The 12,916-nt window shown below is 39.3% G+C and carries 12 protein-coding genes and 1 pseudogene; 11 read left to right on the forward strand and 2 right to left on the reverse strand.

All coding sequences use genetic code 11. The annotated features are described in order from the left end of the window. The 7 genes and pseudogenes from CK503_RS14780 to CK503_RS14825 all read left to right on the forward strand — a co-directional run. On the forward strand, positions 1-507 hold a 507-nt coding region (locus tag CK503_RS14780; RefSeq protein WP_141239949.1), incomplete at its 5' end, for an IS3 family transposase. 152 nt (positions 508-659) lie between these two features. Then, positions 660-857: pseudogene (locus CK503_RS14785) on the forward strand (transposase); the annotation flags it as partial. 467 nt (positions 858-1,324) lie between these two features. Continuing rightward, positions 1,325-1,510, forward strand: coding sequence for a hypothetical protein (locus tag CK503_RS16300; RefSeq protein ID WP_095607611.1), 186 nt, complete (start codon positions 1,325-1,327; stop codon positions 1,508-1,510). A 386-nt stretch (positions 1,511-1,896) separates the two neighbouring features. Next, a complete protein-coding gene (locus CK503_RS14800; protein WP_095607613.1) occupies positions 1,897-2,511 on the forward strand; it encodes a hypothetical protein in 615 nt (204 codons plus the stop codon). A 13-nt stretch (positions 2,512-2,524) separates the two neighbouring features. Beyond that, on the forward strand, positions 2,525-2,824 hold the full coding sequence (locus tag CK503_RS14805; RefSeq protein ID WP_095607614.1) for a winged helix-turn-helix domain-containing protein: 300 nt from the start codon (positions 2,525-2,527) through the stop codon (positions 2,822-2,824). Between the two features lie 299 nt (positions 2,825-3,123). After that, a complete protein-coding gene (locus CK503_RS14815) occupies positions 3,124-3,693 on the forward strand; it encodes a hypothetical protein (protein WP_217988428.1) in 570 nt (189 codons plus the stop codon). A gap of 255 nt (positions 3,694-3,948) precedes the next feature. Then, the gene (locus CK503_RS14825) at positions 3,949-4,998 is read left to right on the forward strand and encodes a hypothetical protein (protein WP_141239950.1); all 1,050 of its coding nucleotides are present in this window, start codon (positions 3,949-3,951) and stop codon (positions 4,996-4,998) included. Between the two features lie 230 nt (positions 4,999-5,228). Here CK503_RS14825 and katG read toward each other — a convergent pair whose 3' ends face one another. After that, positions 5,229-7,445, reverse strand: coding sequence for a catalase/peroxidase HPI (gene katG / locus CK503_RS14830; RefSeq protein ID WP_095607618.1), 2,217 nt, complete (start codon positions 7,443-7,445; stop codon positions 5,229-5,231). Positions 7,446-8,222: 777 nt separating this feature from the next. On the opposite strand from katG, the gene CK503_RS14835 reads away from it, so the two are divergent. From CK503_RS14835 to CK503_RS14845, 3 genes are all read left to right on the forward strand, one after another. Beyond that, positions 8,223-9,344: a hypothetical protein gene (locus CK503_RS14835; protein ID WP_095607619.1), complete on the forward strand. Its 1,122-nt coding sequence runs from the start codon at positions 8,223-8,225 to the stop codon at positions 9,342-9,344. Positions 9,345-9,363: 19 nt separating this feature from the next. Further along, positions 9,364-9,789, forward strand: coding sequence for a substrate-binding domain-containing protein (locus CK503_RS14840; protein WP_095607620.1), 426 nt, complete (start codon positions 9,364-9,366; stop codon positions 9,787-9,789). 174 nt (positions 9,790-9,963) lie between these two features. Next, entirely contained in the window at positions 9,964-11,586 is a 1,623-nt protein-coding gene (locus tag CK503_RS14845) for a methyl-accepting chemotaxis protein (protein WP_095607621.1), read from the forward strand. A gap of 145 nt (positions 11,587-11,731) precedes the next feature. Here the strand turns inward: CK503_RS14845 and CK503_RS14850 are convergent, their stop codons facing one another. Next, positions 11,732-12,235 carry a hypothetical protein gene (locus tag CK503_RS14850; RefSeq protein ID WP_095607622.1) on the reverse strand — a complete coding sequence of 168 codons (504 nt, stop codon included), beginning with the start codon at positions 12,233-12,235 and terminating at the stop codon, positions 11,732-11,734. 213 nt (positions 12,236-12,448) lie between these two features. Here CK503_RS14850 and CK503_RS14855 point away from each other — a divergent pair, with 213 nt between their 5' ends. Further along, positions 12,449-12,907 carry a TspO/MBR family protein gene (locus CK503_RS14855; protein WP_095607623.1) on the forward strand — a complete coding sequence of 153 codons (459 nt, stop codon included), beginning with the start codon at positions 12,449-12,451 and terminating at the stop codon, positions 12,905-12,907. Positions 12,908-12,916: the final 9 nt, after the last annotated feature.

A 12,916-nucleotide genomic window follows, 5' to 3' on the forward strand; every position in this document is an offset into this window, starting at 1 on the left:
TCGGGGCTTGGGACCGTATGGGTGAGCGATATTACCTACCTGCCCAGTAGCGGGGGATGGTTATACCTTACCACGGTGATGGATTTGGGAGACCGACAAATTATAGGTTGGAATCTTAGCCGAACCCTTTCGGCCAAAGCCACCTCTGTTGCAGCCTTGACACAGGCGCTGGCAAGACGCCGACCGACGGATTCGCTGTTGTTCCACTCCGATCGTGGTATCCAGTATGCTTGTGGGGAGTTTACCAGGTTGCTGGCAACAAACCGGATGACCCAAAGCATGAGCCGCAAAGGTAACTGCTGGGATAACGCTCCCGCTGAAAGTTTCTTCAAGACGCTCAAAGCAGAGCTGCGAATGGATGGCACTTTTGCCAGTTACCGGGATGCCCGAAGTGCTATCTTTGGATTTATAGAGCTGTGGTATAACAGAAAACGCTTGCATTCGGCCCTGGGCTACCAGACACCAGCCCAGACCGAACAACTATTAACAAAAAACCAAGCTGCGTAAATGACTTAACTCACTGTCCACTTTTTTGTTGCAATTCCAGAATGATACTAACCAAAATAGAATTTTGGATTGGGGTGGTTTTCCAGGACGGTGGTGTAAGCTTCCCTGAAAGTTGACCGTTTGAAAGTAGAGAAAATTCACTACTTTCTATCATGAAAAAATCACGTTTTTGCGAATCCCAAATCATCTCGATCCTCAACAAACAAGAACAAGGGCTAAAAGTGGGAGCCATTTGCCGGGAGCATGGGATCAGTAGCGCCACCTTTTATAACTGGAAAGCCAAATATGGCGGTCTTAGCGTAAGTGAGTTGGCTCGAATTAAAGAACTGGAGACCGAAAACCTGCTCTTGGCTACGAACGCTTTTTCCGGCGTTTTCACAAGTTAGTAACTGAGGAAGGAGTTAGTTTGCCTCCTAGTAATTTCAAATCTTTTGTACTTATGGGCATGCTATTTGCGGATCACGAGCAGGAGATTCTCTCAGTAAAACCACCACAGTTTGTTATGAAAACATTGGCAACAGTAGGTAAAATACTGGGTTATCAACTTCCTGACTAAGTGTAACATATAACCCGCGCTATCAGCGGACAGGCCTCGCCATCTCCTTGCCTCCCTTACATTTATTAGATAACCTTTCATTTGTAAACAATTTCAACACTGTTGCGCCTGCCGGTTATGCGGAATGTCGTTATACCGCTAAGTTTAACTTTAATCATCCTAAAATCTTACATAAGCTCATTTTGATAACTTATGAGAGGCTTTATTCAATGAGATTGCCATCATATCAAGAGTAAATTTTAAAAATTACATCAATTAACTATGAAGAAACTAATTACACTTTCATCACTAATCCTCATCTTTTTAATTGGAAATTTTGCTTTTACATCAAGTGATGATCATTCTAATCGTTACACGATTATTACAGTAAACTCCTCTATAGAAGGTGAAAAGTTCATTTTGAAGGCAAATATTTTAATTGGGGCCTTAAACTCGATGAACAAATAGAACCTCAGACAACACCCTTTAAAATTAAAATTGAAGAAGATAATTTTAATGCTTTATTCAAAAAGATTGAAGGAGAAGGAGATTTAATAATTAATATACGGATGTATGAAAACGGAAAACTTACCTCATCAGGTAAATCATCAAAAGATGTCGGCATGTTTTTAAAATGTGGAAAAGAAATCATGGTCTCAGGATTATAACTGTGGCATAATTATCAATTGTTAATTCTCTCTTATTCAAAGCGTTAGCGGTATAATCCCTTTAAAAAGAGAAATGTCAAGCAGATAGTCCTCACCGAGCAGTTAAACCTGTAAGTCATTAATAATTCTGAGAACTATTGTATCAGAGTAATGTTAGTATTAACTTTGAAATAAAAAGTACTTTTCATGAAAGAAGAACAGGATTACATTCAAGATTTATCCGAGATACGTTCCATGATGGAGCGATCTTCCAAATTTTTGTCACTCTCAGGCTTGGCAGGCGTAATGGCCGGCACTTATGCCTTGACAGGAGCTTATATTGCTTATAGCATACTTGACTTTAACCCCGATAAAATCAGTTATAGTTCCCTTGATTCTTCAAGCTTGCCAATGATTATTTTGTTAGCTATTGCTGTACTGATAATAGCAATAGGTACAGCAATTTTTCTTTCCTGGAAAAAAGCTGATAAAAGGGATGAAAATATTTGGAATGTACCATCTCGACAAATGTTAACTAACATGGCAGTTCCCCTTACAACGGGTGGAATTTTTGTATTGATATTACTTTCACAAGATCTCATAGGATTAATTGCACCATCAACCCTCTTATTTTATGGACTTGCCCTATTTACTGCCAGTAAATTCACCTACGATGACCTGAAGTATTTAGGCCTAATTCAGATAGGATTAGGATTGATGGGGGCTTGGCTTGTTGAGTATGGGTTACTCCTCTGGGCTCTGGGATTCGGAGTTTCCCATATAGTCTATGGTATTTATATGCATTTGAAGTACGAAAGGTGAAGATATTCTGCTAATGAAAATATCAATCGATGATTTACATAAAGCATTTGAGAGCCGTGTCCGACTTGGAATTATGTCGGCATTAGCGGTTAATGATGGGCTCGATTTTACATCATTGAAAGATTTTTTAGATGTAACTGACGGAAATTTGGCAACGCATATTAAAAAGTTAGAAAAAGAAGGTTTCATAGAGGTAGAAAAATCCTTTATCAACAATAAACCCAACACTACATACTACATGACCACAGAGGGGAAAAAGGCGTTTGAGGAACATCTCAATGTCTTGGAAGAGATCATTAAATCACAGAAATAATAAATCTAAATGAAGATGGAAAAAGGTAATACTAAGAAACTGAAAATGCACTCCCTGCTATCTATACTGACCATTGTACTTGGGACAGTACTTTTAATATTCATGATAGTTGTAGAAGGTGAGCCGGGCGCCATTCCACTAATGCTACTTGTGGTCGGTATCGTATGGTACTTTATTACTCGATATAAACTTCATTTACAGCACAGATAGTTTATCTATAAAGAAAGAGTAAAAAAATTTACGCCTGAACTTTGTAATTGAAAGTACTTTTAAATAACAAATAAATAGAGACAATACCCATGAACACAAATCACAAATTTTACCAATCCATAACCTTGTTAGCACTTACAACAGGATTTTTATTAATGATACCACTGATAGCAATGCAATTCACCGACGAAGTAGTATGGACTCTCTCTGATTTTATTTTAGCAGGAACCCTTCTGTTTGGTACCGGACTCACATATAAATTGGCAACAAGAAATACCGGAGAAATTATCTACCGGATCGCTATCGGCTTTGCACTCTTCACAGGATTATTCCTCATCTGGGTAAACCTGGCCGTTGGTATCATTGGCTCGGAAGATAATCCCGTCAATTTATTATACTTTGGAGTATTTTTTCTTGGAATCATTGGTGCACTTATAGCCCGTTTTCAGTCACAGGGTATGGAACTAACAATGTTCGCAATGGCGCTTACTCAGGCTTTGGTGACTGTTATTGTGTTAATAGGTGGATTTTACCAGTCCCCTCCCAGCACAGTATTCCACATCATAAGCGTAAATGGATTTTTTATTACGCTATATATTCTATCGGCTCTACTCTTTCGATATGATGCAAAAGGTAATAAGTCAACTTCCACTATTTAAATAGAATATTAAAACAACAGTCCCCCCTATTTTTAGGCTTTTTAACAAGCATTTGACAAGACTAATCAATAAGGGTATCCCGCTGTTTACTCAGTTCGGCATAATAGGTATCACATCCAGCTAAAAGCCAAGATATCTTTGTAATCGGATGTAGATTTATCACCTATTGAAAGATGACAAATCTCCTCTAATTGCAGATTCAAACGAAATGTCGTATCTATATTAATAATATTAATAAAATAGATTGAGGGAGATATGCATATTTCAAGACTATTAAAACGCCCGGCAGCATTTACAATAATAATAGCTTTAGTGCTATCGGGTATCATATCAATAACAGCTTGTAATAAGACCAACACAGGGAATGAAGGTACAGTAAAGGTAACTGCTACTCACGACGCCGAGGACAATAAGCACGTATTTGAACTAAGCTCAAATGAAATCTCATCAGGTTGGACGACATTTCAGTTTAAAAACGCCTCAGGATATGACCACTTCTTCTTGATTTGGCAGATTCCTGAAGAAGGAATAAAATCTGCAAAATCCGCAGGTGAATCAATCCTTGACCATTGGTTCCGGGGGATTACTCAACCATTCCAGAAGGAATTTAATCCATATATAAATGGAGAACTGGAATTTAATGAATTTACAGATAGTTTAGTCGCTATCATTTCGGAAAAAGCTCCCTGGTTTTTTGAGCCGGGTGCCCAAACAATGGGTGGCCCCGGATTTACTGCGGCCGGAGCAACATCCATAACTACTGTTCATCTGGAACCGGGGGAATATATTGTGGAATGCTACGTGAAGAATGAAGAAGAGATATTCCATTCGTATATCGGTATGCTTGAACATATCAGCGTTAATAATGAAACCTCCGATACTGAAGAACCGAACTCTACAAAAACTTTGACGATTTCTTCCACTAATGGAATTGAGCTCAATCAACCGTTGACCGAAGGAAGTCATACCATTGAAATACTTTTTAAAGACCAGAAAACGTACGCTCACCTTCAAGGTCATAATGTGCAGTTAGTAAAATTAACCAATAAAGAAGATGAAGAACTGCTTGCCAATCTCTCAACCTGGATGGACTGGAGACAAGCCGGAAGCCTTGTAAACCGGGCTCCGGAAGATGCCACGTTTATGGGAGGTACGATGGAGATGACTGAGGGTGGAAAAGCCTATTTCCATGTTGATATAACCCCCGGAGATTATGCCTGGATTGCCGAAATACCTGATCCAGCTGAATATAATATGCTTAAAACGTTTACCATAACAGAAGAAAAAAGTAATCCTGAAAATTAAAATATCAGTACCGCTTATATAGATAAGGGTTGTCACAATCTAATATATGAGATCTTTCAAATTTGCAAGATGTGGCTCCTTAAATTTATAGATAGGGTTAAAATTCTTCACGAGGAATTTAAAATGTTATAGAAATAAAAAAGGCAGCCTGTAAAACAGGCCGCCTTTCTATATATAGAACTTTTAAACCACTCCCGATTCAACAAAAGAACCTTTAGTAGCTATAAGTTTTACTTCAAATCAAAACGATCCAGTTGCATTACTTTGATCCACGCATCAACGAAGTCCTTAACGAACTTCTCTTCTGCGTCATCAGCCGCATAGACTTCAGCTAAAGCACGCAACTCAGAATGGGAACCAAAGATTAAGTCAACCCGAGTAGCAATCCATTTAACATCTCCAGAGTCACGATCTCGAACTTCAAAAAGCATTTTGTCATCCGAAGTCGCCTCCGCAGTGTAATCCATATCAAGTAGATTCACGAAGAAATCGTTGGTCAACGTTTCCGGCTTATCAGTTAAAACTCCGTGATCGGAATCATCGTAATTGGCATTCAACGCACGCATACCGCCTACGAGCACCGTCATTTCAGGGGGAGTTAGCGAAAGCAACTGAGCTTTATCAATCAGCATTTCTTCAGGTTTCGCTTTACTCTCAGAACTATAATAATTACGGAAACCGTCAGCCGCAGGATTAAGCCATTCGAATGACTCCTCATCCGTCTGCTCTGCAGTGGCATCATTACGTCCCGGAGTAAAGGGTACTTCAATATCATGACCGGCATCTTTAGCTGCTTTTTCAATAGCAGCAGCACCACCGAGAACAATCAGGTCTGCAAGAGAGACCCGTTTATCACCCGATTGGGCACTATTAAATTCCTGCTGAATACCTTCAAGCACGTCAAGCGCCTTCGCTAATTGTTCAGGATTATTTACTTCCCAATCTTTCTGAGGAGCAAGGCGAACACGAGCACCGTTGGCACCCCCTCGCTTATCAGAATCGCGGAAAGTTGAAGCCGAAGCCCAAGCCGTTTTAACAAGCTCGGATACAGTCAGATCGGTATTCAGAACTTTTCCTTTCAGCTCTTCGATATCCTTATCATCGATTAACTCGTAATCAATTTCAGGAATAGGATCTTGCCATAGCAGGTCTTCTTCAGGTACTTCAGGTCCGAGATAGCGTTCTTTTGGTCCCATGTCACGGTGAATAAGCTTAAACCATGCACGTGCATAGGCATCCGCAAATTCATCGGGATTTTCATAAAATCGCTTTGAAATCTTTCGGTACTCAGGATCTACTTTCAGAGCGAGATCCGTAGTCAACATCATTGGAGGATTTTTCTTATCCGGATCGTGGGCATCGGGTACCGTACCGTCTCCTGCTCCGTCTTTTGGTTGCCATTGATAAGATCCGGCAGGACTCTTCGTTAACTCCCACTCATACTCAAAGAGATTTTCGAAGAAACCCATGTCCCATTGAGTAGGATTATTAGTCCATGCCCCTTCTTCACCATCGGTAATGGTATCTCCTGCTTTTCCTGATCCGTAGTCGCTGGTCCAACCGAAGCCTTGTTCTTCAATATCAGCAGCTTCAGGTTCTGGCCCTTTATGATCTAATGGTCCGGCCCCGTGAGTCTTACCAAATGTGTGTCCACCAGCAATAAGGGCAACTGTTTCTTCATCGTTCATGGCCATTCTTTTGAATGACTGTCGAATAAAGTGTGCTGATTTTTCCGGATTCGGTTCTCCATTTGGACCCTCTGGATTAACATAAATCAATCCCATGTGATCAGCGGCAAGTGGTCCTTTAAGGTTACCTTCTTCGTCATGACGTTCATCATCTAACCACTCTTCTTCGGAGCCCCAGTTGACAGAGGTATCGGGCTCCCAGTCATCTTCACGTCCACCTGCAAAACCAAAAGTTTCAAAACCCATAGATTCCATCGCAACATTACCGGCCAGCACTAATAAATCTGCCCATGACAACTTCCGGCCATACTTCTGCTTTATAGGCCAAAGCAAGCGACGAGCCTTGTCAAGATTGGCGTTGTCTGGCCAGCTATTGAGAGGTGCAAAACGTTGTTGCCCACCTGCCGTACCGCCACGACCATCAGCAACACGGTACGTACCTGCAGCATGCCAGGACATTCTGATAAAGAGACCACCGTAATGTCCCCAATCTGCAGGCCACCAGTCCTTCGAATCGGTCATCAGGTCATGAAGATCCTGTTTTACGGCCCCGAAATCGAGCTTTCGAAATTCTTCTGCATAATCAAAATCCTCATCCATTGGATTGCCCTTGGATGAATGCTTGCGTAACAGATCTACATTTAATCTTTCAGGCCACCATTTTTCGAGTTTTGTACCACCGGTAGCAGTTTCATTTGAATCCCCATTATGAAATGGGCACTTACTTATATCCTTTCCAGTATTTTTTTCGTTAGCCATAGAATATGATGATTTATTAATTTCATTTATCAGGCATTAAAGTAACTAATTCATCTGTTCATATAAATTCTTTTCCGATAGAAAAATACTATAACCGATATTAGGTATAGCTATAAGGTCTGCTTTTTAGTTGATACATAACCAACTTTTTATAGGGGATGCAAGCATAGTTAAAAATCAGGTAATTCCTCATTATTCAGAACTATTTTCCTTTTCCCTTCTCAAAATTCGATTCTTAGTCACCTCACCGTTCTATTCATAATTAATAACGAAGCCAAACAGCCTGGACAATTTACTGCTATACCCAAATTGTCGTAACCTGAAACCATAGGTCTGTATTCATTCTTTTGATCCACCGACACTAAGTGGCTTTTGGAACTTACTTCTCATACTAAAGAAGTACACCCGATTAAAATTTAAACACAAGGGAATTTCAAGCCGGATCATTCACCCTTTTGGCTAAAAGGATCCATTCTTGATGGTCTACAATAACAGGTTAACACTCTATATACGACCGTATTCAACTTTTCATCCTACCCGACCTCTTGTAAATAGTTTGTATTACGCTAATACAAACTATTTGGTGAAAATTTATTTAAGAATAATATAAAGCCCCCGATAACCCCTACTAAATAACTTTAGGTGAACAAATGGCTTTTGGGCGGACAAATATATTGGATAGATAAAAATTTCATCCAATAACCTCTCCCATGTACTAAATACTGTATAAACAGTAAAGCTGTTTGTCAGCTGAATAACCCTTAATTCATATTTCTCATGACAAACTTTAAGATACCAATCATCACATTACTACTGCTCTTTGTTGGTACCAATATTTCCTTTTCACAAAGCAGTTGGGAGCCACAAACAAATATAACCGGATATATATCAACCGAAATTAACTATTTCGACGAACTCGAAGGATATGATTTAAATTATTCTGCCGCAGTATCAGAGGCCGGAATTTTAATGTCTTATCAACCCAAATCTAATTTCAGAATAAAAGGGGTATTCGTTTATCGCCCTAAGTTCGATATTGATCAAATGCTAAATGAGGCTTTTGGCGAGCTCACTATATCAGAAGAAATCAATTTTAAAGCTGGTCGGTTTCTTTTGCCACTAAGTCCTACAAACACCTATTATTACGCCCCTGTAAATACCAGCGCAACACTTCCTATCTTGGTAACAAATCACGAGTTTTATCCCGTTACTATCGATGGAGGCTCTTTTAACGGATCAATTGGATCAGAATTTAAAGTCAATTATGACTTTTTTGCCGGTGGGTTTATGAACTCTACTTGGTTAAGAACCGGGGCCGTTAGATTCTTCGGAGATGAAGTTAACTACTTTAAAGATCAAATTGGTAGCAGCGCTACATTAGATCCATCCTATAGCAATACCTATAACTTTGGTTTTGGTGGTAGAGTAGGCTTTTCGTATAAATCAAATATTGATGTTGGTTTTAGTACTTTCAAGCCTAATGATCAGGATGTTCCATTACTTATTGACGTCCCTGCCGGAGCCCTTGGACCAAATTCCCCTGCTACTCAAATAGTTCAGGAAAGCCTGTTTGAGAAGTTCAGTTATGGGGTTAACGTAAAATTTCAGTATAACAACACTAAATTAGTAGGCGAATATTGGTACTCTGACCTCAAAATAGACGGCAGTGCTACCGACTTGGAAGGAGGGTTTGTAGAACTCAATCACCGTATCAATAAGGTTACTCCTTATGTTAGATATGAAGATCAAAAAACTGCTGATGTTGATTACAAACGCTATACCGCAGGTGTCAACTACAAACCAAGTTTTACAAAAACATTTAAGCTTGAGTACATGCGGTACGAGCACTCCAGTGGTGACATCAATGGCTTTGTTGGTACATTAATTTACTCATTCTAATATCTAAAGCTACAGAAAGATGAAAAATATTATAACAACATTATTGGCCATTATCTTGATTGCCTTTGCTACTGAAGCTACAGCACAGTCATTTGAAGTGATTGTAAATGAAGCAAATAAAACAGAAACAATTTCCAAAAAAGATTTATCTGAAATTTTTCTGAAAAATAAAACCAAATGGGACGATGGATCATCCATCACTCCCGTAGATTTGAAAGCTAGTTCTGAAACACGGAAAGCATTTTCAAATGAAATTCTTGAACGGAATGTTGGTGCCATAAGAAGTTATTGGCAACAAGCAGCTTTTTCTGGTGCCGGTACGGCCCCCGTAGAGCGCTCAAGTGAAGCTGAAGTCATCACTTTTGTAAAAAACAACCCCGGAGCTGTTGGTTATATATCTGAATCAACTGATGCTTCAGGTGTAAAAGTATTAACCATCAACTAAATTCTAACTTCGGAGTGTACGGATCACAAGCACAATTCATTTTATAATATGAATTTGTGCTGTGATCCACACTCTATTTATCATCGTAAGACAAAAGAAACGAAACAATTTGCCTGAAACAGGTTAAGGATACACCATAAAAGATTTTTTAAGCAACTTTAGGTCTATAGCACCATGAATATTTTCAACAGTATAAAACTCAGGTACAAAATTCTTGTCTTCCCCGCCATATTCATAATGGTAGTTGGAGTAATTTATTACACTACGCAATGGAGTAATGAATCTATTGGCAAAGAATTGAATACGGTACAGTACTCATACATTCCCTATAACGATCTGACCAATCGTATGGAGTCTACGCAATCCGAAATCCAGAAAAAATTTCAGGATGCAGTAGCTGCCCAAGATATAAGTATGATTGAAAGTACAGACGTATTAGAGGAAAAATTCCTGGAGCTGGCTGACAGTGCTAAAACAATAAAGGCCGATAATAATTATGTATTGCTGGATAGTACTATTCAGTCATTTAAGAAATACTACAGTACAGGTGCAAACGCATCTAAAATGATGATACAGCAGGATTACTCTGAAGAGGTTAGCAATAACGTCCAGGCGATGATCGATGAACAGAAAGTTCTTAAAGGCCTTTTAGGAAAGATTTCAAACCAAGAAGTAGATCAAGCGTTCGAAAACGCACGTGCCCAGTTGGCTGAGTTAAAAAAGACTATTAACCTCGTGTTATCCATTAGCCTCGGCTTGTTTATTGCCATATCCTTATTACTTTCACAAGCTATTTCTGGTGCTTTACGAAAAACAGTTAACAAGATTCGATCACTTTCAGAAGGTAATCTTGATATTGATATTCCTGAAAAATATCTGCGACGAAGAGATGAGATTGGTGATATCTCCCGAGCTTTAGAAAATCTTGTTTCTCAGTTCAGGGAGGTTATAATGGGGGTACAAAGAGAGTCGAATCAAATATCTGAAATCAGCCAAAATCTGGAAGCAACCTCAAATCAGATGGCCCAGGGTTCTAATGAACAGGCAGAATTTGTTGAGGAAATTTCAAGCACCATGGAACAGGTATCCGCAACTATCAACCAAAATGCTGAAAACGCCCAACAAACAAATAAAATTTCGCGAGAGGCCAATACCCGGCTAAATGAGGTAAGCGAAAAGTCAAGAGAAGTAATTGAAGCCAATAAAACCATCACCGATAGAATTAATCAAATCAATGAAATTGCATTGCAAACCAATATTCTTGCACTGAATGCAGCCATTGAAGCCGCTCGCGCGGGTGATGCGGGCAAAGGATTTGCGGTTGTTGCTACTGAGGTTCAAATGCTTGCTGAAAAAAGTAAAACGGTAGGTAACGAAATTGTAGAACTTACACAAAGCGCCTATAAAAGAGCCTCAAATGCAGGAGAAGTGATGTCTGAAACTATTCCCAAAATGGAAAAGACATCAAACTTGGTTAGTGAGATATCTATTTCCAGCGAGGAACAAAGCAAAGGCGCTAATCAGGTCAATGACTCTATTCAACAGCTGAATACACTGGCACAGCAAAGTGCGGCCTCAAGTGAAGAACTGGCTGCTTCGGCTACCGAACTGAAGAGTCAATCTGAGCGTTTAAAAAAATCAATCGCCTACTATAAACTGAATGACCATGATTCGGCTTCCAGCCCGGGGTCACAGGATTCTCAGCAAAACTCACGTCCATTCGATAAAAAAAGGAGAAATGGTAGTAGTCCAAAAAAAGGAATACTCTCTTCAGGAATGAATGGTACCGGTAAATAATGAGAGTTTAGAATGAAAAATTTTAAAGAGCGTAACTCAATCGAATAATCTATCCATTTTATCTCAGTTCAGGTGGATTCGGGGTGTTTCCTGCCATCCACGCATTCACCTGTTCAAGAGTTTCCCGATGAGGACGAACCGTCGGTCAATCCATTTTAGTTGGCTCAATATAAAGCTCCTTTTTCTGGTTACGTATCTCATTAAACGTCCTAATCAACTTTACTTTTTGTTGATCTGAATAAAATTCATTTGCTCTTATTTCAGCCACTTCTTCTGCATGCTCAGCTTGGCTCTCTTGCAAATCATCGGCAATATCCATAACAGACTGAATACGCTCTTTTACTTCGTCAAACCCTTCAATAGTCCAATCCAACGATTCCAACAATACTTTCCTCTCTTTAAAGAAGGCTTGGGCAACGTTATCATAGTCAGAAGCATTCGCCTTCATTTTCTTTTGTAACTTTGCAACTTCTATGCGGGTTCTAATCCAATCCTCAACCTTTTGATTAGTCAATTGAAGCGAATCAGATAAGGAAACTACATTTCCGAAATAAAATGAATGGTCTACAGAAATAGCAGATAAAAACTCCTCGTTATTGGCTTCAAAAGCATTTAAACCGGATGAAAATGCGAAACGATTTACTGCCAAGCAAAAATAAAGTCCCCATAAAACTCTTAAAACAGTGCTCTACATTCAGCATTGCGTATTTAATTTTCATGTTAGTTTTAATCAATGATCACTATAATAATCGGAACTTGCGTATAAGGATTTAAAGAGTAGAGTATAAACGATTTTTGTTGATAATCCCTTATAATAACTTTAAGACTTGTTATTGATACTGAATAAAATACAGAAATTTATATGAAGAAAATCGCTGGCTTACTGGTTTGGATTATAGTGTGTAGCTTAGCAGGGGTATTTGGGGCTCAGTTTGAACCCGGCACATGGTACGAATTATTACAAAAACCAAGATGGACACCCCCGAACTGGGTTTTTCCTGTCGTTTGGCCTATACTGTATATTATGATGGGCACTTCAGCCTGGCTCGTTTGGCGGATGGAATCGATCACCTTATCTGATTACGAATTCAAATGGTTTTTTGTGCAGTTGGGACTCAACGCAATATGGTCATGGCTATTTTTTGGAAAACATTATATTTCAACCGGCTTGGCTGAAATTCTACTCTTATGGGTTGCCATTGCCTTTACCCTTCTTCTATTCTGGAAGAAAAATTGGATAGCCGGACTGCTTCTCGTCCCCTATCTGCTTTGGATTAGCTATGCTTCGGCACTGAACTTTGCGATCTGGCAACTTAATTAACCATCATTT

Source organism: Fodinibius salipaludis, from assembly GCF_002287075.1.
Taxonomy (GTDB): Bacteria; Bacteroidota; Rhodothermia; order Balneolales; family Balneolaceae; genus Fodinibius; species Fodinibius salipaludis.